Here is a 22,678-nt window from a genome sequence, read left to right on the forward strand (position 1 = left end):
AGGCGGTCCGAGAAAAAGGGCCGGTTAACGCGCAATTCACATTGGGACGTTAACAAGATCCAGCTAATCAGCTGACGATTTTTCGGTAAATCGCCAAGTACTCCTCGACCATGCGGTCGGCGGAGAAGCGTGACCGCGCGCGTGCCGAACAGGCCGCTCGATCGACCGCGGCGATCCTCCCGACCGCCGCCACCGCCTCGTCGACGGTATCCACGACGTAACCGGTGACACCCTCGTCCACGACTTCCGGCATCGACCCCTTTCGGTACGCGATCACCGGTGTGCCGCACGCCATGGACTCGACGACGGAAAGCCCGAACGGTTCGGCGAACCTGATCGGGTGCAGCAGTGCCGCGCCGGAACCGAGGATGGCGCCGCGTTCCTCCGGGCCGACCGAGCCGAGATAGACCACGTGTTCGCCGTCGATCTCCGGCTCCACCTTTTCGGCGAAGTAATCACGATCCTGCACGATTCCGCACATGATGAGCCGCCGTCCGGCTCTGCGGGCGATCTCGATGGCGATGTCGGTTCCTTTGTCGGGATGGATGCGCCCGAAGAGGATGAGGTCGTCACCGCCGTCCGGATGGAACGGTAAACCGCTCAGGTCGATGCCGTGATGAACGGTTGCCACATATTCCAGATCGGGAGAACGGTCGCTGTCGGAGATGCTCACGAAGTGCGAGCGGCTCCTTCGGTAAGCCGGGAGGATGTTCTGTCCGGAGAATCCGTGGATGGTGGTGAGCATCGGCGCCCGGCAGTGTGCCGAGAAGGCGAGCGGTAACCAGTCCAGGTGGTTGTGGATGAGGTCGAACTCGCCGGACCGTTCGAGCGCGTGGCTGACGTGGATCGCCTCCCACACCCGGCCGTCGATCGTGTCGTTCTCCTCGTACCCGGTGGGTACGACGCCGTCCAGGGTGGCCGCGGTGACCGAGTCCAGGGTGGCGAAGAGCGTGACGTCGACACCGCGGGCGACAAGCCCCTCGGCGATCAGGCTGGTGATCAGCTCCCACGGGCCGTAGTGCAGCGGCGGCGTACGCCATGCGATGGGGCCCAGGAGTGCGACCTTCATGACAAATCACGTGTTCCGGTCGTAACCACGTCGACAGTATGCCTGGCCGGTATCAAGCGCGTTCTCGTGTTAGAGAAGAGCAATGACGGATTCGTGGTGGAAGAAGGCAGTCGTCTACCAGATCTACCCGCGGAGCTTCGCGGACTCGGACGGCGACGGCATGGGCGACCTGCGGGGCATCGTCGGCCACCTCGACTACCTGGCCGAACTCGGCGTCGACGTGCTCTGGCTGTCGCCGATCTATCCGTCGCCGCAGGACGACAACGGGTACGACATCAGCGATTACCAGAACATCGAGCCGCTCTTCGGTGACCTGGAGGTCTTCGACGAGCTGCTGGCCGGCGCGCACGCCCGCGGCATGAAGCTGATCATGGACCTGGTGGTGAACCACAGCTCCGACGAGCACCAGTGGTTCCTGGAGAGCCGGTCGTCGAAGGACAACCCGAAGCGGGACTGGTACTGGTGGCGCCCGGCCCGCGACGGCATGGAACCGGGAACGCCCGGCGCCGAGCCGACCAACTGGGGTTCCGTCTTCGGCGGCCCGGCCTGGGAGTACGACGAGAAGACCGGCGAGTACTACCTGCACCTGTTCTCGAAGAAGCAGCCCGACCTCAACTGGGAGAACCCGGAGGTCCGTCAGGCGGTCTACGCGATGATGCGCTGGTGGCTCGATCGCGGGGTCGACGGCTTCCGGATGGACGTCATCAACATGATCTCCAAGGTGATCGGCGAAGACGGGTCGCTGCGCGACGGACGGCTCAGCGCCGGCTCGGCGTACGCGGACGGCTCGGACTCCTTCATCGGCGGCCCGCGGCTGCACGAGTTCCTTCAGGAGATGCACCGGGAGGTCTTCGCCGGCCGGGAAGGCCTGCTGACCGTCGGTGAGACGCCCGGCGTCACCGTGGAACAGGCCCGGCTGCACACCGACCCGGAACGGCACGAGGTCGACATGGTCTTCCAGTTCGACCACGTGTGGGTCGACCGGGGCCCGGACCCGTGGCTGCTGATGCCGCTGCAGCTCACCAACCTCAAGGCGATCTTCGGCCGGTGGCAGGCCGGGCTCGCCGACCTGGGCTGGAACAGCCTGTACTGGAACAACCACGACCAGCCGCGCGCGGTCTCCCGGTACGGAGACGACAGTAAGCAGTACCGGGTGGCGTCGGCCAAGATGCTCGGCACCGTGCTGCACCTGCACCGCGGGACGCCCTACATCTATCAGGGCGAAGAGCTCGGGATGACGAACTACCCGTTCGCCGGGATCGGCGACTTCCGCGACATCGAGGCGCTCGGCCAATATCGGCAGGCCCTCGACATGGAGGGCCGGAGCCCGGACGAGGTGCTGACGGTCCTACGGGCGCGGGGGCGGGACAACGCGCGTACCCCGATGCAGTGGGACGGCTCGCCGCACGCCGGATTCACCACCGGGACGCCCTGGCTGGCGGTCAACCCGAACCATACCGAGATCAACGCCGCTGCCGCGCAGGCCGACGCGGATTCGGTCTTCCACTGGTACCGCAAGCTCATCGAGCTGCGGCACACCGAGCCCGCAGTGGTCGACGGCGATTTCACCATGCTGCTGCCGAACGACGAGCGGCTGTACGCCTTCACCCGGCGGCTCGGCGGCACCGAACTGCTGGTGATCGGCAACTTCACCGGCGAGCCGGTCCGGGCCGAGCTGGACCTGACCGGCGAGCTGATCCTGAACAACCTGCCGGGGGCGCCGGCGGATTCGACGATCGCCCCCTGGCAGGCAGTGGTCTACCGGCGGAAGGTCTAGCCCTCGGTGAGGGTCGGCCAGGAGTACGCGAGCAGGGCGAACGCCGCGCCGAGCAGGGCCAGGCTGACGCCGCGGGTGCCGATCGGGAGCGCCGCGAGGACGAGCAGGATGATCGCGATCAAGTAAAAGAGTCCCTGGATGGACATGAGTGCTCCTCGATGAGTGGGGGTAGAGCGGCGACGCTGTACCCCCACGGCGATGAGCGCTAAACCGAAAGCCCTCGCTTATACGACCGGAAGGACCACGAACGAGGTGTTCCGGACTGTCGTATCGGTGGCGATCATGCGGGTGGCTGGGCCGGGTGGCTCGCCGGTCCCGTAATTGCGCAGGAACCTCGGATGCGCGCCGCCTGCCACCAGCAGCCGGATCCGGTGCCCGGGCCGGAACCGGTGCGCCGTGGAGCCGAGCGACACCTCGGTCCGCCCGCCGGTGATCCGGGCCAGGCCGTCGCACACGTTTATCGACTTGCCGTCCGGGGACACGTCGCAGAGCCGGGCGAAGAGATCGCCGCTGGCCGCGGTGGTCGACGCGTCGGCCACGAACCGCACCTCGCCCATCACCTCGACCGCCTCGGTCAGTGCCTCGGTGTCGAAGAGGATCACATCGGACCGTTTCTCCAGCTTGGCGTTGTCGTGAGTGCCCTGTGTCGGCGACTGGAGAGCGCCTCCGATCGACGGCGTCGGCGAGTTTGGATCGTACCGAAATGTGGTCGAACCGGGACCGGCCTCGGAGCGCAACGTGCCCGCGGAGAGGAAGAGTGTGGAAGGGCGCCCGGAGGGCGGCCAATCGGGGAGGTCGCGCCATTCGTCGACCCCACCCATGTGTACGCGGACCGGCTGGGCCGGGGTCTCGCCCCGCAGCGTGCGCAGGGCCTGGGTGAACGTCTCGGTCCAGCCCTCGCCGAGCGAACTGGTGTGCGTCCACGGGCCGATCAGCAGCTCGACCGGCATCCCGGAGGCGTGCCGCCGCCGATAGAGCTCGATCACCTGCTCGGTGGCGAGGTCGTGCCAGCCGGTCATCAGGGTGACCGGGATGGGCAGCGCCGCGGCCGAGTCGGTGACGTCGGCACCCGCCCAGTACGGATCGGCGGCGTCGGGGGCCTCCAGCCAGTGCTCGAACTCCGCGCGCCGGCCGCCGAACGGCGCCTGGTAGGCCTCGGCGAGCGGCAGGCCGAGGGTGGCCCGGCGCAGGTGCCGCTGCAGGCGCAGGACTGCCTTCACGTTGTCCCAGAAGGTGGCTGCCTGACCGAACATGGCCAGTCCGCCGACGAGCGAGCGCTCCAGCGCGAACGCACCGCCCGGCCAGAAAAACGCGTGCGGATCGATCAGGCCGACCTGGGCGATCGCGCCACGCCACTCGGGCGGCGGCTCGGCGGCCAGGCTGAGCTGGGTGTAGGTCATGTAGCTCGCGCCGAGCGTGAACAGATCACCGCTGAACCACTCCTGCTTGCGGATCCACTCGACCGCAGCCTGCCCGTCCGGCGCCTCGTTGCGCCAGGTGTGGAACTCACCGTCCGACCCACCGGTGCCCCGGGTGCTCTGCAGCAGCACGTGGAAGCCCTGCTCGGCGAAGAGGGCGCCGTACAGGTAGTTCCACGGGAAGCCGCCGCGCACGTAGGGCGCGCGCAGCAGGATCGTCGGGCACGGCTCGCCGGTGACCGGCGCGTAGTGGTCGGTGAGCAGGGTGTTCCCGTCGGCGCCGGGCACCGGCACGGCCCGCTCCCAGGTGACGTCGTAGCGTGCGGCAGGGCCCTTGCGGGCCCGCCGCCGCATCAATCGGAGGATCAAGGGCAGCTGCTGCATACGTCACGCTCCCTTTTTCGTACGCTGTACCGAAAACAGTACCAGGAGGTTCCCTGTGCCACGAGGCCGTCCACCGCTGCGCAACCGTGAGCAGGTGCTCGCCGCCGCGGTCCGGCTCGCCGACGCGGACGGCCTGGACGCCGTCACGATGCGGCGGGTCGCGTCCGAGATCGGCGCCGGGGCGATGTCGCTCTACACCTATGTGCCGGACCGGGAACACCTCATCGACCTGATGGTGGACCGGGTGGCCGGCGAGATGGAGCTGCCGGCGCTCACCGGCGATTGGCGGGCCGACCTGTTCGCCCTGGTCGGCGCCCAGCGGGCGATGATGCTGAAGCACCCGTGGCTGACCGGCGCACTCGCCGGCCGGTCGGTGATGGGGCTCAACCTGCTCGCCTATCTGGAGCACGGGCTCGGCGCGCTGGAGCCGTCCGGCCTCTCCGGCGGCACCCGGATGGCGGTGCTCGCCCTGCTCACCGGCTTCGTCGCGTCGTACGTGACCGCCGAGCTGGCCGGCGACTCGACCGGCACCGAGCAGGTCACCCAGATCGTCGCGGCGATGGCGAGCGGCGACTTCCCGCGGCTCGCGGCGGCCTTCGCCGAAGGCGGCAGCGAGCCGCCGGACTTCGAGCGGATCGCGGACTGGGTGATCACCGGACTGGTTAACCAGGCGACCGGGAATTCTTGATAATCGAGATTGATTGGCGAGCGGCCGGGTAATTCCGAGGGCATGAGCAGTCATGTGGTGCGTTCGGAAAGGCGCGTCTCGCCGTGGCTCGCCTTGGCCGGCTTTTTCGTGGCCGTCACGGTGGCCGCGCTGATCGGCGGGCTCGGCGTGGCCGGGACCGCGAACGAGTACAACAACCTCGTCCAGCCGTCCTGGGCGCCGCCATCGTGGCTGTTCGGCCCCGTCTGGACCGTTCTGTACGCGATGATCGCAGTGAGCGGCTGGCTGGTCTGGCGCCGTACCGGCTGGTCCACCGCGCTCAACTGGTACGCCGCACAGCTGGTCCTGAACGCGATCTGGACCCCGATCTTCTTCGGCGCCGGTCAGTACGGGCTCGCGCTGATCGACATCGTTGTGCTCTGGGTGCTGATCGTGGTGACTATCTGGAAGTTCCGGCCGATCTCGAAGGTCGCCGCCGGGCTGCTGCTGCCGTACCTGGCGTGGGTCTCCTTCGCCACTGCCCTGAATGCCGCGATCTGGTCGGCTAACTGAGCTTTTGGACGTAAAAAAGCCTCACGGGTAAAAATCCGAGCTTTTTTCACGGAACTCCCCACGCGTCACTCGGTCCACCGGCAAGGTGGCACATGGTCGCCGGAAAGCCCCGTTTTGACCCCTTCCGCCGGTGGCCGGGGGAGTCTCCATGCGTCGCCTGCTTGCCGCCCTGGTCGCTGTCACCCCGGCGGTCGCAGTTGCCGTAGCCGTGGCGAATCCGAGCGAACCCGTCACCACGGGCCCGGTGCTGCAGACATTCGGACTCGCGCGCGAGGACGGCCTGCGGCTGGCCGCAGGCGGGTACGCGGCACTCGCCCGCCGTGCCACCGACCCGTTCAGCATGGTCGGCGTGACCTGGGCCGATCCGCGCGCGGCGAGTGAGGGCCGGATCGAAGTGCGCACCCGGGAGGCCGGGACCGGCCGGTGGACGCCGTGGCAGCTGCTGGAGACCGACAACCCGGACGCGTCCGGCGGCACCGAGGGCGCCCGCGGGGCCAGCGATCCGCTCTGGGTCGGGCCGTCCGACGGGGTGCAGGCCAGGATGGCCGGGAAACACGTGCCCGACGACCTCCGGGTGGACCTGATCAACCCGGACGGCTCGTCCTCGTCGTTTTCCGAGGCGGCATCGCTGGAGCTCGTTTCGGCCGCCGGCGAGGCCCGGCGTAACCCGAAACTGCCGGCCCGTCCGGTCCCGAAGATCGTCACCCGGGCCGGGTGGGGCGCCAACGAGGCCATGGTGAAGGGGGAGACCGCCTTCACCGGGCCGATCCAGGTCGTCTTCGTGCACCACACCGCGTCCGGCAACGGATACAGCTGCGGGCAGTCGGCGAGCATCATGCGGGGCATCGAGGCGTACCAGGTGAAGAGCAAGGGCTGGAACGACATCGGGTACAACTTCCTCGTCGACAAGTGCGGGACCGTCTTCGAAGGACGCCGGGGCGGGGTGCACCGCTCGGTGCTCGGCGCGCACACCCTCGGCTTCAACAGCAACGCCAGCGCCATCGCGGTGATCGGCGACTTCCGGGCCACCGGGATCCCGGCGGCGGCACGGGCGTCGGTCGCGCAGGTCGCGGCGTACAAGCTCGGGGCGTGGGGGAGCCCGCCGGCCGGACGGGTGTCGTACGTGTCCGGCGGCAGCAACAAATATCCGGCCGGCAAGGCCGCGATCCTCAACCGGATCTCCGGCCACCGCGACGCCGGGTCCACCGAGTGCCCGGGCAACGGGCTGTACGCGCAGCTCCCGTCGATCCGGGCGATCGCCGGCGGCGCACCGATCGGAATGCGGTTCCAGGAGCTCAGCGGCGCCAGCGCGTACGCCGGGAAGTTCTACACCCGGGGGCTGGTGCAGCCGCTCTGGACGCTCTCCACGCCCACCCGGATGATGGATCGCTTCGAAGTCTGGCTCGACGGGCGGCTCTTCACCGCCGTGCCGGCCGGGCACCGGCTGTCCCGGCTGCAGCTGCCGGCCGGGGCGCACACCGTCGTGGTCAAGGGCGTTCACCTCTCCGGTCGCACGTCACTGGCGAGCGCGCGGATCCTCGCCGACCCGGTGCCGCCGGAGTTCGCGGGCGAACCGCAGGTGACGTTGCGGACCGGCTCGATCACCGGCACCGTCCCGGTGCGGGTGGCCTGGACCGCCGCCGACGCCAACGGCCTGCGATCGGTACGCGTCACCGGAACCGGCCGTGGCGTGCTCGGCGGCGCCGCACGGACGTTCGACTCGGCCGTGCCGCTCGGCGAGAACGGATCGTGGACTGTGACGGCCGCGGACCGGGCGGGGAACGTGGCGAGCGCTTCGGTTACGCGTACCCTCGCGCTCGTCGCCGAAGCCGGAGCACGACGGACCGGAACGTGGCGCACGCAGCGCGACAGTGCTTTCATCGGCAGCGAAGCTGCCGGGTCCTCCGCCCGCGGCGCGTCGCTGACCTGGACCGTCACCGGCCGGTCGGCCGCGCTCGTGGCCGCACGCACGGCGACCTCCGGCAAGGTGCGCGTCTTCCTTGACGGGCGTGATCAGGGTGTGGTGGATCTGCGGTCGGCGACGCCGATGTTCCGGCAGGCGGTGTGGACCCGGATGTGGCCGGCCAGTGGCACGCACACGATCAAGGTGCAGGTGGAGAGCGGGTCCGTGTCGCTGGACGGCGTCACCTATCTGGAGTGACCGGGGTCGTCATCGGCAGGACCTTGCGCAGGCCCTGGTACCACTGGGCGGCCATCTTGCGGTAACCAGCCTGGCTCGGGTGCACGCCGTCCACGGTGTCCGACGCCGGGATGACCGACATGTCGACGAGCGTGACCTTGCCGGGGTGACGGGCCGCGGCCTTGGCCAGCTTCGCGTTGAACGAGCGGAACTCGCGCTCGTGCTTGCCCTTCACGATCAGCAGTTTCGCCAGGACGATCCGGGTGTCCGGATCGGTCGCGATGATCTTGTCGATCAGCTTGTCGAGGCGTTGCGGCGCACCGGGGGCCTGGTGGCGCAGCAGGTCGTTGGTGCCGATGTCGAGCAGGACGACCTGCGGCTTGTACTTGCGCATCCAGTACCCGGTGTGCCGGGTGATCCAGGAGATCCGCCAGCCGGGGTGTCCTTCGTGGGCGGTGTCGGCGCCGGAACCGTTGGCCTGTGAGCCGACGAAGTCGGTGTCGACACCGGCGGCGGTGAGCCAGGTGTGCAGATCGGTGCGGTACCCGTTCTCGGTCCGGTCGCCCTTGCCGAAGGTGAGGCTGTCGCCGAGCGGCATGATCCGGATCGGGGTGTTCTGGGCTTTCATCGGCGCTGCTTCTGCCGCGTGCGGGACGGCCAGGGATACGACGGCGGCCAGGGACACGGCGACGAGGCGGTTCAGCAGGCGCATGCCCGGCGATTCGACGCGTCCCGCCGGGCGCTGAGCGGGTGATCCAGAGCTGCAACCGGCGGCTACTCTCCTGCTCCCGTGGTCACCACGACCTTGCCGCGGCCGTGCCGGGACTCCACCGTGGCGTGCGCTTCCGCGACCCGCTCCCAATCGAACTCGCGGATCGGCATCCGCAGGCCCGCGATGTTGATCGTCTCGGCGAGCCGCTGCGGCGAACGCCCCGCACGCACCACCCGGGCACCGTGCTCGGCCGCCGCCTTGTCGTCGACGATCGTGCCGACGCGCTCCGCCGGGACGCCCAGCGCGATCGACCAGGCGATCGCCTCGCCGCCTGCGGCGTCGAGAGCGACGGTGGGTCTCAGGCCGGTGGCACGCACGGCTTCGATCAGACCACTGCGGTACGCGACCGGCAGCGCGCCCAGTTCACGCAGGTAATCGTGGTTGTTCGGGCTTGCCGTGCCGATGACCGTGGCGCCCGCTCGGATTGCCAGCTGAGTGGCGATCGTGCCGACCGAGCCGGCGGCGGCATGCAGCAGGAGGACGTCGCCGGTGCCGATCTCGAGTTCCTCGATCGCGCCGCTTGCCGTTTGTGAGGCGGCTACCAGGCCGGCCGCGGTGGGGAAGTCGAGGTGGTCCGGTTTGATCACGACGTTCTCGGCCGGGACGGTGAGTTTTTCGGCCACGGCGTTGAGCATGGTGGAGCCGAGGACGGGGGTGCCAGGCGGTATGTCGCCTTTTATTACTACTCCTGAGTATTCTTGGCCGATCTGCTGGGGAAATCGGGCCTGCACCCACGGCATGCGCCCGGTCCGGACCGCCACGTCGAACGGCTGCACCCCGGCCGCGTACACCTGGATCAGGACCTCGCCCGGCTGCGGCTCCGGATCGGGCAGGTCGGCGAAGCGCAGGACGTCGGGCGGACCGTATCGGTCGAAGACCACAGCTCTCATGTGACCACCCTGCAAGCTGAACTCACGTTGAGGTCAAGCGTTCTGCACGCGGATGGGTTTCTCCTGGTCTCATGACTGAAGTTGATGCGTTGGGCGAACGTCTTTTCGGTGCCCTTACCGGCGCTCTGGAACTCTTCACCGTGGAGATCGGGCGGGAGCTCGGTCTGTATGCCGCGCTGCGGGACGGCCCGCTCACCCCGCCGGAGCTGGCCAAGGCCGCCGGGATCGACGAGCGGTACGCCCGGGAGTGGCTGGAGCAGCAGGCCGCGGCCGGTTTCCTGACGGCTGACTTCGCTCTTGCCCCGGGTGTCGCCGAGGTGCTGCTGGACGAGGGCGGGCCGGCCTACGCCGGTGCGGCAAGCCAGTTCGCGGTGGGTGTGGCGCTGCTGACTCCGCGGGTCATCGCGGCGTTCCGCAGCGGGGAGGGGGTGCCGTACTCGGCGTACGCGCACGTCCGGCACGGGATCGCCGGGTTCAACCGGCCGATGTTTGACCATCTGCTGACCACCGCGTGGTTGCCGGCGGTGCCGGAGATCGAGGCAGGGTTGCGGTCGGGGGCGCGGGTGCTCGATCTGGGCTGTGGGATGGGGTATTCGTCGGTGGCGATGGCTTTGGCATACCCCGCCGTTACGGTGCGCGGTGTTGATCTGGATGAGGACTCGATCGCCGTGGCTCGATCGGTGGCCGCGGCGGCGGGGGTGGCCGACCGGGTGAGTTTCACGGTCGCTGACGCGGCTTCGGTGACCGGCTCGTTCCACCTGATCACTATTTTTGAGGCATTGCACGATATGGGGGATCCGGTGGGGGTACTCCGGAATGCCGGTGGACTGCTCAGCCCCGGCGGCAGCGTCTTCATCGCCGACGAGCGGGTCGCCGACGAGTTCACCGCCCCGGCCGGCGAGGTGGAACGCCTCCAATACGCGTTCAGCGTCCTGCACTGCCTGCCCGCCACCCGGGCCGAGAACCCGGTCCTCGCCAACGGCACGGTCCTGCGAGCCCCGACGCTGCTGGGGTGGGCGCGGGAAGCGGGCTTCTCGTCCCCGGCGGTGCTCGACATCGACAACGACTTCTGGCGCTTCTACCAACTCCACTGACCCACCCTGCCGGGCCGCTGGGCGCACACGCTGGGCGCGCGCTGGGCGCCAGCCGGTCCGGCTGGTTCTCAGAGCTGACCATGCTGGTCAATGGAGGGATCCAGCTGGCTGAGTGAAGGCGACGTCGGCGTGGGTGGCGGGGCTGAGCCGTAGCTGAGACCTGTTCTGGGGCTGCGATTACGTGGCTGGACTACGGCTGGTGTCGCCCGGCCGTACATCAGCCACGTTATGAGGGCTTCAAATCGTGGCTGGGCTACGGCTCGCGGCGTGGTCAGGCCCGGTTTTCCCGCACGGAGCCCTGAAGCCAGGACATCGCGGACTGCCGCGCCGACGTGCGTGTCGAGTTGGGGTGCGTATCGAACCCGAAATCGACACGGACAGGCGGTTCGCGGAGTGTGTGTCGAGTTTGGGGGCGTAGCGAACCCGAAGTCGACACGCCCCAGGCGGCCCGCGCGATCTTGGGCGGCTGGTCCCGCCCGGGATGTGGTCCGGGGACCACGATCGCCACGATAGGACCAGCGGAAGACAATCAGGACCGCGGCCACCACTACCAGCGGGATTTCCATTAACCAGCAGGGTCAGAGCTGTCCCACTGCTCACGCGACGGCACTGACAGCCAGCCGGGCCAGCCGGACCGGCCGGACGCGAGGGCTTGGCGGGTTGTGCGGGGGGAGTCGGGTTTTAGCGGTTTGGTGGTTGGTGGGTTGCGGTGGGTGTGGTGGGGCGGCCTACCGTCGTGGGCGTGTTGGTCCGAATGTTGGGGCCCTTCGAGGTGGAGGGCGAGAACGGGCCGGTCGTGGTCGCCGGTGCGTCTCAGCGTGCCGTGCTGGCGTTGCTCGCACTGCGGGCCGGTCGGCCGGTCCCGGTGGCCGAGCTGGTCGACGCGCTCTGGCCGGATGATCCACCGGTGTCGGCTCGGAACACGCTGCAGTCCCATGTGGCCCGGCTGCGTTCGCGACTCGGAGCGCCCGGGCTGATCAACCATGGGCCGGCCGGTTATTGCCTGGATCTGCCGCGCGACGCGGTCGACGTGCTTCGATTCGAGTTCCTGGTACGCGGCCGGCGGGAAGACGCGGCAGCGATCGGGCTGTGGCGTGGTGCGCCGCTCGCCGAGTTTCCGGGCGAGCCCTTTCGCGGGGTCGCGGCGCGGCTGGTGGCGCTCCATCGGGGTGCGCTGGTCCGGCATGCGGGGACGCTCGCGCCCGCCGACGCGGTGGAACTGTTGCGGGAACCGTCCGGGGCTGACTCCTGCTGGGAGGACGGCGCGGTCGCGCTGGCCGGGGCGTTTGTCGCGGCCGGGTGCCGGGGTGAGGCGCTGGAGGTGCTGCGCCGCCACGCCGACGCGACTGTCGACCGGCTGGGGCTCGATCCCTCCGACCGGGTCCGGCGGGTTCAACAGGGGCTGCTCCGTGGCACGCATGTCGTCGACAAGTTGGGTGAGTTGCAGGTCTGGCCGGAACGGGCGGCACAGGCCTGGACCGGCGCTCAGGTCGCCCCGGAGAACCAGAGGGACCGGGCATTGTGCGTACCTCTGCGGTTTTCGTCTTTCATGGGTCGGGAGAGTGAGCAGCGGCAGCTGGCGCGACTGATCGCGGAGCCGGGCCTGGTGAGCGTCGTCGGGCCTGGTGGGGTGGGTAAGACGCGGCTGGTGGCGGAGACCGTGCGGGCGACGCCCGGGGTGGCGTGGGTGGATGCGGCCGATGTGCGGGAGGCGGACTTTCTGGAGGCCGTCGCTGTCGGTGTCGGTGCGCGGGTGGCGCCGCATGACGAGCCGCTGGCGGTGATCGCTGAGGCTGCCGCCGGGCGGGCTGTCGTGGTTCTGGACAACTGTGAGCATGTGCTGGGTGCGGCCGCCGAGCTGGTCGAGGCGTTGCGTGGAGTTCGGGTCGTGGTGACCAGTCAGGAGAGTCTCCGGGCGGACGGGGAGCGGGTGCTCCGGCTGGGGCCGCTGGATCCGCAGGCGGCGCGCAGGCTGTTCTGCGAGCGTGCCCGCGTCGTCCCGTCCGGTGTCGTCGGGGAGATCGTCGAGCGGCTGGATCTGCTGCCGCTCGCCATCGAGCTCGCCGCCGTGCAGGCCGCCGCGCTCGGTGTGGACGAGCTTGCCGCGCGGCTGGACGATCGGCTCGACCTGCTTGATCGGGGGCGGCGGGGTGCGGATCCGCGGCATCGGACGTTACGGGCCGTGGTGGAGTGGTCGTTCGGCCTGCTCGATGTGGCCTCGGCGCGGTTGCTGCGGCGGCTCGCGGTGTTCGCCGGTGCGTTCACGGTGGCCGCGGCAGAAGCGGTGGCGGGTGACGATCGGTTGCCGCGCACCCGGGTCGCCGGGCTGCTCGCCGGACTGGTCGACCGGTCGCTGGTGGTGCGGCACGGTCCGGGGCGGTTCCGGCTGCTGGAGACCGTGCGCGCGTATGCGCTGGAACAGGTGGACGCCGAGGTCACCGCTGCGCAACAGCGGCACGCCGCGGCCATGGCCGCGGCGGCCGAGGACCTCGACGCACGCATGCGGGGGGTCGATCAGGCGGCGACGGTACGCGAGATCGACGCACTTCTGCCCGATCTACGGCTGGCGTTCACGCGGGGTGACGACGGGGTGAAGGCCCGGCTCACGGCGGCGATGTATCGATATGGGTACCGGTGTCAGCAATACGAGGTGCTGGCCTGGGGCTATTCCGCGTCGTCGGGACACAACGCCGCGGCCGCCACCCACGCCTGGGGACGGGGTGACCTGGTCGAAGCCCGCCGCCGGGCCTCCCTCTCCGACCCGCTCGCCCATGAGGTCCTCGGCGATGTGGCCCTCGTCGAGTGCGACGTCGAGACCGCGCTCACCCACTACCGGGCGATGACCGGCGAACCCGTCGCCCGGGTCTCCGGCATGGTCGGCGAGGCGCTGGTCCTGGCCTGGTCCGGCCGATCCGACGAGGCGGTCGCGCTCGGCCTCGCCGCCGTCGAGCTCGCCGACAGCACCGGAAACCCGGGTGCGCGGGCCGAATCCCGGTACGGCCTCGGCGAAGCCCTCGGCGACCTCGACCCGCCGCGGGCGCTGGAGCTCCTCGGCGAGGCGAAGATCCTGGCGGCGGCCGTCGACGACCGGCTCTTCCAGGCCGCGTCCGGTACGGCAGCCGTCGCGATCCGCAGCCGGCACGGTGATCCGGCGCTGGCGCTCGCCGCGTTCCGGGACGTGCTGCGGCTGTGGCGGCGGGCCGGCAACACCACGCTCCAGGCGGCCGCGCTGCGCAACCTGATCGTGCTCCTGACCCGGGTCGGTGAGGACGAGACGGCGATGCTGCTCGACGCGGCGCTGCCGCCGGCCCGGGTGTACCCCGCCGAGGCGGCACGTTTGGAACGAGCGCGCGGGGCGGCCCGGGAACGGCTCGGTGAGGCCCGGGTCGCGGAGCTGACCCGGCGCGGCGAGGTTCTCGGAGCGGCCCGGGTGACCGAGGAAGCGGCCCGTTCCATCGAAGCCGCGCTCACGCGAGGGCGTGGTTGACAGACCGCTCGTCCCCGGGTCGATACCGTTATCGCGTGTCTCAGATCCCGTGGTGGGGACTTCCCCTGGTGGCCGTCGTATTCGCCCTTGCCGGGGCGGCGGCCGTGTACCTCGCCGCTTCCCGTAACACTGAAATGTTGACCCGGCGCCGTCGTAACCGGCAGTGGTATGACGAGCGCAAAGCCGCATATGTCCAGCTATTGGCTGCTTTCGAGCGGGCCACCTACCGGCTTCGTGCGGCATATGACGCCGGTGAGAAGACTCCGACCCCCCTCGACTACATGGATCAGGTCGGTCCGGCGCTCATGCCGGTCCGGTTGCTCGCGTCCGGGCCGGTGCGTTCGGCCGCGCTCGCCGTGCACCTCCAGCTGGAACGGCTGCACGGTGAGATGAACCCGGCCGCGGTGGTCGGTGTCGAGCCGCGTACCCACTTCCGGGAACTGCTCGCCCAGGTGCCGCTGGTGATGCAGGAATTCGAAGCGGCGGTCCGGGAGGAACTCGAGATCAAGGACACGCCGCCGGTGTCGCTGAACGGTCTCCGCCGGAGCTGAGGGCCTTTTTCCCTGCCATAGACATCGGGCAGGATCGAGGTGTGACCGACCAACGCGCACCCCTCGATCCTGTCTCCGCCGCCATCGCCGACGCGGGCCTCGTCGCCATCCTGCGGGCGCCGACTGCCGCGGCCTTCTCCGCCGTTGCCGACGTGCTGGTCACGGCCGGTGTCACCGCGCTCGAGATCACCCTCACCTCGCACGGCGCCCTGGAGGCCATCGCCGGTCTGCGCCGCCAGCTGCCATCGACGGTCCAGGTCGGCGCCGGCACGGTGCTCACCGACGACGATGCGAAAGCGGCTGTCGGCGCGGGCGCCACCTTCCTGGTCTCGCCGGCGTCGGTGCCGATCGCGACCGACGTGCCGTTCTACCCGGGCACGTTCAGCCCTACTGAGATCTTCGCGGCGTACCGGGCCGGCGCACCCCTGATCAAACTCTTCCCGGCGGGTGGCCTCGGGCCGTCGTACCTGCGCGATCTGCGCGGCCCGCTGCCGGACGTCCGCGTCATGCCGACCGGCGGCATCGGCCTCGGTGACATCGCGAAATGGCTGGAGGTCGGCGCGGCCGCGGTCGGCGTCGGCGGCCCGCTGATCGGCGACGCCGCGTCCGGCGGCAGCCTCACCGCCCTGGCCGCCCGCGCCCGCCACGCGGTCGGCGCCGTAGCGTACGCGCGCTCATGAGCTCTCTTCTCACGTTCGGCGAGGCCATGGGAATTTTCGTTGCCGACGGCATCGGGACTCTCGATCACGCCCGCGGATTCACGCTCGGCGTCGCCGGCGCGGAGAGCAACGTCGCGATGGGCGTGGCGCGTCTCGGCGGCGACGCCACCTGGCTCGGCCGCCTGGGCAAGGACGCCACCGGGTCGCTCATCGCGACTCGCTTGCGCTCTTCGGGGGTACGCGTGATCGCCCTCGAAGACGACGCGTTCACCGGCCTGATGATCCGGTACCGGCGGTCCGGCCAGTTCATCCACGCCGACTACCACCGGGCGGGCAGTGCCGGGTCACGTCTCAACCGGTCCGACGTACCCGAGGCCGAGATCGCGGCCGCCTCGATCCTGCACGTCACCGGGATCACGCCGGCGCTGAGCGACAGCTGCCGGTCGGCGGTCTTCGCCGCGGTGGAGACGGCCCGGTCCGCCGGCGTCACGGTCTCGGTCGACGTGAACTACCGCAGCAAACTGTGGTCGACATACGACGCGGCGCCGGTGCTGCGCGACCTGGTGAGCCGCGCCGACGTGGTGTTCGCCGGCCCGGACGAGGCAGCGATATTTTTGGGCTCGGCGGATCCGGTCGAGGGCCTGGCCGGTCTGGGCCCGTCCGAGGTGATCGTGAAGGACGGCGCCCGGGGCTGCGTCGCGCTGATCGACGGCTCCCGCTTCTCGCTGCCGGCCATGTCGGTCTCCTCGATCGACCCGGTCGGCGCGGGCGACGCGTTCGTGGCGGGCTACCTGGCGGACCGGCTGGCCGGCCTGCCGGCGGCGAACCGCTTGCGCACGGCGATCGAGGCGGGCGCGTTCGCGGTAACGGTCCCGGGCGACTGCGAGGGCCTGCCAACCCGAGCCGACCTCCAGTCCCTGAGCGGCACCGACATCAACCGCTGACCGCAACCACGAAGCCCCAGCCCGCCAGCCCGTCAGTTCGTCCGCCCGTCAGTTCGCCCATCCGCCAGCTCCCCATCCGTTCGTCCGCCCATCCGTTCGTTCGCGCGTTCGTTCGTTCGCGCGTTCGTCCGCCCGTCCGCCGCCTGCTCTGCCCCGACTGCTTGCCTGCTTGCCGGCCTGTCCCGTCGCTTGTTGCCTCCGGATCTTGAGCGACTTTGCACATCGGACGGTTGAACATCGCTCAAGATTTGGAGAGCAGCAACGGTGAGCGGTGATCCTCCTTGCGGGGCGTCGGTACGCCGGTCGGGCTGTGGGGTTTGTGGGGTTGGGGTGGGGGTACGGGTTGGGGGACGCCAATTCATCTATGTGAGGAGGCTGTGATGCAACCAACGCCGTTCACTCCCTGGTCGTGGCGGGATCCGGCGGGACCGGCTGGGAGCGACTATGACCCGGCCGGTGTCGAGAGCCTGGATGAGAGCGAAACCGGGCGGTCCGGTGTGGACCTGGTCGGATTCAAGGTCGAGGCGACCGATGGGCACATCGGTTCGATCGACCAGGCCAGTTACGACGTCGGCAGTGCGTACCTCGTGGTCGATACCGGGCCGTGGATTTTCGGGCGGAAGGTGATTCTGCCGGCCGGCACGGTTCAGAACATCGATCACACGGACCGGAAGGTCTATGTGGATCGTACGAAGGAGCAGATCAAGAGCTCTCCTGAGTATGACAAGGAGACGTTCGAGACGCAGGACTACCGCGAGTCGGTCGGTGAGTACTACACCGGCAACTACCGCGACTATCCGCGCTGATCGTCGCTGAGGACCGCTGCCCCGCCCGTAACCCCCACGGGCGGGGCAGCGTATTCCAGGTAGGCGGCGAGCCGCGCGGAGCCCGTCAGCATCAGCCGCGCCCGGGTGTTGATCCGGTCCTGCCAGCCGGCCAGGGACGCCGCGAGCGGTTCCGGGCCGCCGGCCGAGCGGACCTGCCGCAGCACCGACGCGATGTGGCCGAGCAGGTACCCGCCGCGGCGCAGCAGATGGGCCAGGTCGGCATCCCGTACGTCGGCCGGTGAATAGACCCGGGCCGTGCGGTCGCGGGCCGGCGTGAGGATTCCGGCGCGCTCCCACTTGCGCAGCGTGGCCGGCACGACGCCGAGCCGGTGCGCGAGCACACCCACGGTGACCGGCGCCGACCCGGTGAACGCGGGAGCGGCCGGATGGGCAAGAACGGACACCGTCTCGGAGACCGACTCCAGGGTTTCCCGGTCGCGCTGCAGGAGCACGTGTGCTCCGTCGATGGCGGCGAGCGCTCTTGGAAGATCAGCCTCGTGGACGAGCCGCATGATCTCGCCGGCCGTGCGGTGCCCGTACCCCGCAATGAGCGCGAGATAGGCGCCGAGCGCGACCACATGCTGGTCGGTGTAGAGGCGGTAGCCGGCGGCGGAACGGCGCGCCGGCGGGAGGAAGCCGTCGCGCTCGTAGTTGCGGACGGCCTGCGCGGAGAGCCCGTGCAGCTGGGCCAGATCCGCAGGACGATGGATGCCCTTTTGAGACTTCAGTCGGAGCCTCCGTGCGATGAGCGATGAAACGTTCAATGGGAGAGTCAACGATACGGTAGAGGTCATGAGCGTTGAATCTCTTGCCGCCCGGATCCTCGCGCTGCCCGGGGTGGCGATGACTCGCATCGAGCCGGAGTCCGACATGCCGGACTACACCTGGGGTGACTGCTTCTTCTTCGCCGGTGCGGACCGGATGCGGCCGTTTGCCACGATCGTCGGGCACGACATCCCGGGCTTCGATGAACAGTCGCGGCTGAACCGGCCGGACACCTTCCGGATCAACCTGGAGCTGGGGCGTGACGAGTTCCGGCGGATGTTCGGTTTCGGTCCGGAGGAGCTGGCCGCGAAACGGGCGGAGATCGACTTCGCGGCGGAGGACGTGTTCGTGCCGCACCCGGCTTACGGCGTGCAGAGCTGGGGGAGCGTGGTGAACCCGGGACCGCGCACGGCCGCCGAGATCGACCGGCTGGCGGAGTACGCGCGGGAGCGATCCCTGAACCGCCAGTCGTGACCGGATCAGTCCGCCCCTGGTCCCGATGATGCCTTCTGCGACGACCACGAGCGGCGTTTGATTGAGGCATGACCAACGCGCTCATCGTGATCGACGTACAGGAATCGTTCCGGGCCCGGCCGCTCTGGAAGACCAACAGCAACCCGGACGTGATCGAGAATGTCGGCCGTCTCGTGGACGCCGCGCGAGCCGCCGGCGACGCGGTGATCTGGGTGGTGCACTCGGAGCCGGGCACCGGCGGCGTCTTCGACCCGGAGAGCGGTTTCGTCCGGGTGGTCGACGAGCTGAAGCCGGCCGCGGACGAGCCGCTGCTGGTGAAGTACGTGCACAACGCGTTCACCGGCACCGATCTCCAGCACCGGCTCACCGTCGGCGGGGTGCGGGCGGTGACCGTCTGCGGTCTGCGTACCGAACAGTGCGTGGAGACCACCGCGCGGGTCGCGTCCGACCTCGGGTACGACGTGACGTTCGCCGTCGACGCCACCTCCACGAGCCCGATCCCGCACCGCGACGCCCCGGCCGACCAGACCGTGGAGGAGCTGCTGGCCGACCCGCGTACGCTTTCCGCGCAGGACGTGGTGACCCGGACCGAATACGCTCTGGCCGGCCGGTTCGCCACGATCAGGACCGTCGCGGAGATTCTCGGGGAGTGACCGGATCGTGAGCAGGGTGCTCTTCGTGCTGACGCCTCAGGTGCATCTGCTCGACCTGGCCGGCCCGGCGCAGGTGTTCGCCACGGCGCCGGGTTACGAGCTGGCGTACGTGGCCGAGCAGTCGCCGGTGCCGACCTGGCAGGGCGTCGCGCTGCACGCCGAGCTGACCTGGCCGGAGCTGGACGCGGACGACCTGGTTCTGGTGCCCGGCTGGCGTACCGGATATGGGTTCTTCGCGCCGGAAACGCTGGACCGGATCGCCGCGCATCACGCCGCCGGTGGCACCGTGGCCAGCGTCTGCTCCGGCGCCGACGCTCTCGGCCGGGCCGGTCTGCTCGCCGGCCGGCGCTGCACCACCCACCACGACCTGCAGGAACGCCTCGCTCGCAGCCACCCGTCGGCGACCGTGCTGCCGGACGTGCTGTTCGTGTCCGACGATCGTGTGGTCACCTCGGCCGGCATCGCCAGCGGCATCGACCTGGCGCTGCACCTGGTCGCGCTGCGGCACGGCCCGGCGGTCGCGGCGCAGGTGGCCCGGGAGATGGTGGTCTACGCCCGGCGCAACGGCGACGAGCAGCAGGAGAGCGCGATGCTGCGGCACCGCTCGCACCTGTCCGACGTGGTTCACCGGGTGCAGGACCGGATCGACACCGGCTTCGCGGAGCCGCTGCCGCTGGGCGATCTGGCCGCCGATGCCGGGGTGAGCGAGCGGACGCTGACCCGGCTGTTCAGCACGGCGACCGGGCAGACGCCGCTGCGCTATCAGCAGCAGCTGCGGCTGGAACGCGCCGAATATCTGATCGGCCACGGCTCCACCGTGGAGTCGGCGGCTCGTGCCGTGGGATTCGGTGACGCTCGGATGTTGCGGCGCCTGCGTGCCCGTACCCTTGTTTGATGATCTTGAATGGGGTTCTCTTCGACCTGGACGGCACGCTCGGTGATCATGACGGGTCCGTCGAGGCCGCGCTGGGCGCGTGGCTGCCGTCGATCGGTGTGCCGGCCTCGGCGGAGAACCGCGCGCTCTGGGAGAAGATCACCGAGCGGCATCTCGCCGCTTGGCGGCGGCGGGAGATCGGGTACGCCGAGCAGCGCCGGCGACGGTTGACGGAGTTCCTGCCGCTGGTCGGTGTTTCCTGCGAAGCAGACGAACTGGATACTATTTTTTCCGGTTATCTGGCTCATTACGACACCGGCTACCGGGCCTACGGCGACGCGGTCGCTGCGGTGGCCGCGGCTGTCGAGGCCGGCCTGGCGGTCGCGGTGCTGACCAACGGCAGTGCTGCTCAGCAGCGCGGCAAGCTGGCTCGGATAGGCCTGAGCTCCATCGCATCGGTGTTCACTCCCGACGATCTCGGGGTCGCCAAACCCGATCCGGACGCGTTCCGCATCGCCTGTTCTCGATGGGGAATCGCGCCCGGATCGGTGCTCAGCGTGGGCGACAATCACGCGTTCGACGTGCTGGCGGCACGGGCGGCCGGCCTGCGGGCGGTGCACCTCGACCGGACCGGCGCCGGGCCGGCTTCCGAGGCGCACCGCATCAGCACGCTGCGTGAACTGGCGACCTACTTGTAGGTGATGTTCGCGGTCGTGTACTTGCAGAAGGTGCCGTCCGGGCCGCTGCCGGTCTTGGTCGGCTCTGCGCCGGTCTTGTTGCCGGTGAAGCGGTCGCAGATCGAGATCTTCTTCTTGCTGTCACCGGTGATCGTGATGCCGGAGAGCGTGGCGGTGTCGCCGAAGTTGGTGTTGATGCCGACCAGGGTCTTGCCCGGGGCGGCGACCGTCACGTTCTTCACGATGACGGTGCGCTTGTACTGCGTCGAGCAGTTGCCGCAGGAGCGGTACAGCTTGCCGAAGTCGCTCACGTCGAAGCTGCTGATCGTCAGCGTGCCGCCACCGTTGTGCTGGAACACCTTGTCGCTTGCCGACTTCGCGCCGCCGCCGGTGACCGTGTACTTGGCGCTGGAGCCACCCTTGAACGTGGCGGCGTCCTCGCCGACGTTCTCCCACCACACGTTCTGGATCGTGCAGGAGCCCTTGCAGTGCACGCCGTCCGCGGCCGGCGAGCCGATGATGACGTTCTTCAGCACCGCGCCGTCGGCCAGCACGAACAGCGGGTCCTGGCCCTCCTCCTGCGAGTCGCCGCCGAGCGCGCCACTGCCGACGTACCGCTTCAGGCCGCCGTCCAGCGTGCCGGAGACCGCCTTGCTCGCGGTGAGCTTGACCGTGCCGGTGGCGCTCGGCCAGGTCGCCGCCGAAGCGCCCTGGGTATAGACCACGGCGCTCAGGCCCAGTCCGACCGCGGCGACCGCCACGATCCCGGCACGCCAGCGCTTCCGCAGATTCTTGAACACAGTCAAGCCTTCCCTCGAACTTCGGTGTCGAAAGGCTCAGTGGTCCCCAGCCGCGGAAAGGTTGCCCGGAAAATCAAAATCTTCGTCATCGGCCACATCACCAACATCAACGACCAAGACCTCTTGGGTACGCAGATAGTCGCGCGCGCCTCGATCCCCGGTAGCCGTGGTGGATATGGCGGCCCAGTGGTCCCGCCCGAGCAGAACGGGGTGCCCGCGGCGTCCGTGGTAACCGCCCATGACAAGAGCACCCGGTGTTGCGTGGGCGACGATCCGGCGGACAGCTTCGGCGCTGACCCCGGGCATGTCGACGAGCATCACGACGACAGCGGTGGGTTCCTCAGGCGCTTGCTCGCTCGGCGCTTGTGTCAGCGTGGTCAGCCCGGTGCGCAGTGAGGACGCCATGCCGGTCTCCCAGTCCGGGTTGACGACGGTTTCGGGAAGCCCGGGCGCGGCAGCCCGCACCTCGTCAGCGGCAGCGCCGAGAACGACGAGTACTCGGTCGCAGCCGGCCTGACGCAGGGTGTCGGCGGCCCGTTCGACGAACAGTTGCCCTTCGTGCCGGACGAGAGCCTTCGGCATCCCGTAACGACGCCCAGCCCCAGCCGCCAGAACCAGCCCAGCCACACCCATCCGCCGACGATAGCGCCCCCAAGATCGCCCCCGACCGCTCGCCCGGCCGCTTCTCGAAGGCTCGGCACGCGCTCGGCACGGACGCTCGGCAGGAACGTTCGGTAGGAACGCTCGGCGGGCGATTGGCAGGCTGTTGGCGTGCGCGTGGTCGGTGGAAGTGCCGGACTTGAGTCCGGTTTATCCGGATGGGATGGGATGGGATGCCGGTCGTTCGCCGCGCTAGATAAAAGGAGCTAATTGACGTGGGTGGCCCCCGGCTCGGTCTCGTGTGCTCCCACGGTAATTTTATAAAGCCGCGGACTTGCCTGGACGATGGGTTTCGTCGCCGTTGATAATTGAGTGACTGCGGTTTTGAGCCGGCCTCCGTAAAGTTTCCAAGAACTGCGTCGACGGAATGCTCCGCGGCATCGTCAGGAGGCCGGACGATCCAGGCCGGAGTCCGGGTGGCACCCGCCACGGTCGCTTTGCGCCTTGTCGGCACGCCGTCGGGATGAGCAGCCTCGCCACCTCGCCGAACCGACGCCGGCGATGCGCCTTGAGTGAACCTGCCGGGGCCTCGTCGTTTCGGTCC

At 69.4% G+C, this 22,678-nt stretch carries 22 protein-coding genes; 14 read left to right on the forward strand and 8 right to left on the reverse strand.

Translation table 11 applies throughout. The features are described from left to right. Nucleotides 1-67 precede the first annotated feature (67 nt). Nucleotides 68-1,069: a glycosyltransferase family 4 protein gene (locus tag B0I29_RS13700; protein ID WP_111649331.1), complete on the reverse strand. Its 1,002-nt coding sequence runs from the start codon at nucleotides 1,067-1,069 to the stop codon at nucleotides 68-70. 82 nt (nucleotides 1,070-1,151) lie between these two features. Between B0I29_RS13700 and B0I29_RS13705 the strand changes: the two genes are divergently transcribed. Continuing rightward, a complete protein-coding gene (locus B0I29_RS13705) occupies nucleotides 1,152-2,846 on the forward strand; it encodes an alpha-glucosidase (RefSeq protein ID WP_111649332.1) in 1,695 nt (564 codons plus the stop codon). On the opposite strand, the gene B0I29_RS45725 is transcribed toward B0I29_RS13705, so the two are convergent. Both B0I29_RS45725 and B0I29_RS13710 read right to left on the reverse strand, forming a co-directional pair. Further along, the gene (locus B0I29_RS45725) at nucleotides 2,843-2,992 is read right to left on the reverse strand and encodes a hypothetical protein (protein WP_181557796.1); all 150 of its coding nucleotides are present in this window, start codon (nucleotides 2,990-2,992) and stop codon (nucleotides 2,843-2,845) included. The genes B0I29_RS13705 and B0I29_RS45725 overlap by 4 nt on opposite strands. Nucleotides 2,993-3,070: 78 nt before the next feature. Beyond that, a complete protein-coding gene (locus B0I29_RS13710) occupies nucleotides 3,071-4,648 on the reverse strand; it encodes a CocE/NonD family hydrolase (protein WP_220091308.1) in 1,578 nt (525 codons plus the stop codon). A 55-nt stretch (nucleotides 4,649-4,703) separates the two neighbouring features. Between B0I29_RS13710 and B0I29_RS13715 the strand changes: the two genes are divergently transcribed. From B0I29_RS13715 to B0I29_RS13725, 3 genes are all read left to right on the forward strand, one after another. Next, the gene (locus tag B0I29_RS13715; protein WP_220091309.1) at nucleotides 4,704-5,336 is read left to right on the forward strand and encodes a TetR/AcrR family transcriptional regulator; all 633 of its coding nucleotides are present in this window, start codon (nucleotides 4,704-4,706) and stop codon (nucleotides 5,334-5,336) included. 42 nt (nucleotides 5,337-5,378) lie between these two features. Next, complete coding sequence (locus tag B0I29_RS13720) at nucleotides 5,379-5,867, forward strand: TspO/MBR family protein (protein ID WP_111649333.1); 489 nt, start codon at nucleotides 5,379-5,381, stop codon at nucleotides 5,865-5,867. 148 nt (nucleotides 5,868-6,015) lie between these two features. Next, a complete protein-coding gene (locus B0I29_RS13725; protein WP_111649334.1) occupies nucleotides 6,016-8,028 on the forward strand; it encodes a peptidoglycan recognition protein family protein in 2,013 nt (670 codons plus the stop codon). Here B0I29_RS13725 and B0I29_RS13730 read toward each other — a convergent pair. Together B0I29_RS13730 and B0I29_RS13735 are read right to left on the reverse strand one after the other, a co-directional pair. Then, entirely contained in the window at nucleotides 8,012-8,719 is a 708-nt protein-coding gene (locus B0I29_RS13730; protein WP_111649335.1) for an SGNH/GDSL hydrolase family protein, read from the reverse strand. The genes B0I29_RS13725 and B0I29_RS13730 overlap by 17 nt on opposite strands. A gap of 62 nt (nucleotides 8,720-8,781) precedes the next feature. Continuing rightward, the gene (locus B0I29_RS13735) at nucleotides 8,782-9,669 is read right to left on the reverse strand and encodes an NADP-dependent oxidoreductase (RefSeq protein ID WP_111649336.1); all 888 of its coding nucleotides are present in this window, start codon (nucleotides 9,667-9,669) and stop codon (nucleotides 8,782-8,784) included. A 71-nt stretch (nucleotides 9,670-9,740) separates the two neighbouring features. Here B0I29_RS13735 and B0I29_RS13740 point away from each other — a divergent pair, with 71 nt between their 5' ends. The 6 genes from B0I29_RS13740 (at nucleotide 9,741) to B0I29_RS13765 (ending at nucleotide 17,210) form a co-directional block, all read left to right on the forward strand. Beyond that, complete coding sequence (locus B0I29_RS13740) at nucleotides 9,741-10,763, forward strand: class I SAM-dependent methyltransferase (protein WP_111649337.1); 1,023 nt, start codon at nucleotides 9,741-9,743, stop codon at nucleotides 10,761-10,763. Between the two features lie 742 nt (nucleotides 10,764-11,505). Then, nucleotides 11,506-14,250, forward strand: coding sequence for an AfsR/SARP family transcriptional regulator (locus B0I29_RS13745; protein WP_146616786.1), 2,745 nt, complete (start codon nucleotides 11,506-11,508; stop codon nucleotides 14,248-14,250). Between the two features lie 35 nt (nucleotides 14,251-14,285). After that, the gene (locus B0I29_RS13750) at nucleotides 14,286-14,801 is read left to right on the forward strand and encodes a hypothetical protein (RefSeq protein ID WP_111649339.1); all 516 of its coding nucleotides are present in this window, start codon (nucleotides 14,286-14,288) and stop codon (nucleotides 14,799-14,801) included. Between the two features lie 41 nt (nucleotides 14,802-14,842). Then, a complete protein-coding gene (locus tag B0I29_RS13755; protein WP_111649340.1) occupies nucleotides 14,843-15,481 on the forward strand; it encodes a bifunctional 4-hydroxy-2-oxoglutarate aldolase/2-dehydro-3-deoxy-phosphogluconate aldolase in 639 nt (212 codons plus the stop codon). Next, complete coding sequence (locus tag B0I29_RS13760) at nucleotides 15,478-16,404, forward strand: sugar kinase (RefSeq protein ID WP_111649341.1); 927 nt, start codon at nucleotides 15,478-15,480, stop codon at nucleotides 16,402-16,404. Before B0I29_RS13755 ends, B0I29_RS13760 begins: the two co-directional genes overlap by 4 nt. A 380-nt stretch (nucleotides 16,405-16,784) precedes the next feature. Beyond that, a complete protein-coding gene (locus tag B0I29_RS13765) occupies nucleotides 16,785-17,210 on the forward strand; it encodes a PRC-barrel domain-containing protein (RefSeq protein WP_111649342.1) in 426 nt (141 codons plus the stop codon). On the opposite strand, the gene B0I29_RS13770 is transcribed toward B0I29_RS13765, so the two are convergent. Then, on the reverse strand, nucleotides 17,198-17,941 hold the full coding sequence (locus B0I29_RS13770; RefSeq protein WP_111649621.1) for a MerR family transcriptional regulator: 744 nt from the start codon (nucleotides 17,939-17,941) through the stop codon (nucleotides 17,198-17,200). The genes B0I29_RS13765 and B0I29_RS13770 overlap by 13 nt on opposite strands. Before the next feature lie 34 nt (nucleotides 17,942-17,975). Here B0I29_RS13770 and B0I29_RS13775 point away from each other — a divergent pair, with 34 nt between their 5' ends. From B0I29_RS13775 to B0I29_RS13790, 4 genes are all read left to right on the forward strand, one after another. After that, nucleotides 17,976-18,470 carry a DUF6194 family protein gene (locus tag B0I29_RS13775; RefSeq protein WP_220091310.1) on the forward strand — a complete coding sequence of 165 codons (495 nt, stop codon included), beginning with the start codon at nucleotides 17,976-17,978 and terminating at the stop codon, nucleotides 18,468-18,470. 68 nt (nucleotides 18,471-18,538) lie between these two features. Further along, nucleotides 18,539-19,123, forward strand: coding sequence for a cysteine hydrolase family protein (locus tag B0I29_RS13780; RefSeq protein WP_111649344.1), 585 nt, complete (start codon nucleotides 18,539-18,541; stop codon nucleotides 19,121-19,123). Between the two features lie 7 nt (nucleotides 19,124-19,130). Beyond that, the gene (locus tag B0I29_RS13785) at nucleotides 19,131-20,018 is read left to right on the forward strand and encodes a GlxA family transcriptional regulator (protein WP_111649345.1); all 888 of its coding nucleotides are present in this window, start codon (nucleotides 19,131-19,133) and stop codon (nucleotides 20,016-20,018) included. Beyond that, nucleotides 20,018-20,695 (forward strand): HAD family hydrolase, encoded by a 678-nt coding sequence (locus tag B0I29_RS13790; protein WP_111649346.1) that lies wholly within the window; start codon nucleotides 20,018-20,020, stop codon nucleotides 20,693-20,695. Before B0I29_RS13785 ends, B0I29_RS13790 begins: the two co-directional genes overlap by 1 nt. Here B0I29_RS13790 and B0I29_RS13795 read toward each other — a convergent pair. After that, on the reverse strand, nucleotides 20,686-21,474 hold the full coding sequence (locus B0I29_RS13795) for a pectate lyase (protein WP_245972507.1): 789 nt from the start codon (nucleotides 21,472-21,474) through the stop codon (nucleotides 20,686-20,688). The genes B0I29_RS13790 and B0I29_RS13795 overlap by 10 nt on opposite strands. 36 nt (nucleotides 21,475-21,510) lie before the next feature. Then, complete coding sequence (locus B0I29_RS13800; protein WP_111649347.1) at nucleotides 21,511-22,107, reverse strand: nucleotidyltransferase family protein; 597 nt, start codon at nucleotides 22,105-22,107, stop codon at nucleotides 21,511-21,513. Between the last annotated feature and the right edge of the window lie 571 nt (nucleotides 22,108-22,678).

Source organism: Actinoplanes lutulentus, assembly GCF_003259845.1.
GTDB lineage: Bacteria > Actinomycetota > Actinomycetes > Mycobacteriales > Micromonosporaceae > Actinoplanes > Actinoplanes lutulentus.

Bases quoted from the DNA above. Each gene is read 5' to 3' on its own strand.
- B0I29_RS13700 (WP_111649331.1), bottom strand. From the start codon at position 1,069: ATGAAGGTCGCACTCCTGGGCCCCATCGCATGGCGTACGCCGCCGCTG.
- B0I29_RS13790 (WP_111649346.1), top strand. From the start codon at position 20,018: ATGATCTTGAATGGGGTTCTCTTCGACCTGGACGGCACGCTCGGTGAT.
- B0I29_RS13800 (WP_111649347.1), bottom strand. From the start codon at position 22,107: ATGGGTGTGGCTGGGCTGGTTCTGGCGGCTGGGGCTGGGCGTCGTTAC.
- B0I29_RS13765 (WP_111649342.1), top strand. From the start codon at position 16,785: ATGCAACCAACGCCGTTCACTCCCTGGTCGTGGCGGGATCCGGCGGGA.
- B0I29_RS13710 (WP_220091308.1), bottom strand. From the start codon at position 4,648: ATGCAGCAGCTGCCCTTGATCCTCCGATTGATGCGGCGGCGGGCCCGC.
- B0I29_RS13730 (WP_111649335.1), bottom strand. From the start codon at position 8,719: ATGCGCCTGCTGAACCGCCTCGTCGCCGTGTCCCTGGCCGCCGTCGTA.
- B0I29_RS13720 (WP_111649333.1), top strand. From the start codon at position 5,379: ATGAGCAGTCATGTGGTGCGTTCGGAAAGGCGCGTCTCGCCGTGGCTC.
- B0I29_RS13705 (WP_111649332.1), top strand. From the start codon at position 1,152: ATGACGGATTCGTGGTGGAAGAAGGCAGTCGTCTACCAGATCTACCCG.
- B0I29_RS13725 (WP_111649334.1), top strand. From the start codon at position 6,016: ATGCGTCGCCTGCTTGCCGCCCTGGTCGCTGTCACCCCGGCGGTCGCA.
- B0I29_RS13780 (WP_111649344.1), top strand. From the start codon at position 18,539: ATGACCAACGCGCTCATCGTGATCGACGTACAGGAATCGTTCCGGGCC.
- B0I29_RS13740 (WP_111649337.1), top strand. From the start codon at position 9,741: ATGACTGAAGTTGATGCGTTGGGCGAACGTCTTTTCGGTGCCCTTACC.
- B0I29_RS45725 (WP_181557796.1), bottom strand. From the start codon at position 2,992: ATGTCCATCCAGGGACTCTTTTACTTGATCGCGATCATCCTGCTCGTC.
- B0I29_RS13735 (WP_111649336.1), bottom strand. From the start codon at position 9,669: ATGAGAGCTGTGGTCTTCGACCGATACGGTCCGCCCGACGTCCTGCGC.
- B0I29_RS13775 (WP_220091310.1), top strand. From the start codon at position 17,976: ATGAGCGATGAAACGTTCAATGGGAGAGTCAACGATACGGTAGAGGTC.
- B0I29_RS13760 (WP_111649341.1), top strand. From the start codon at position 15,478: ATGAGCTCTCTTCTCACGTTCGGCGAGGCCATGGGAATTTTCGTTGCC.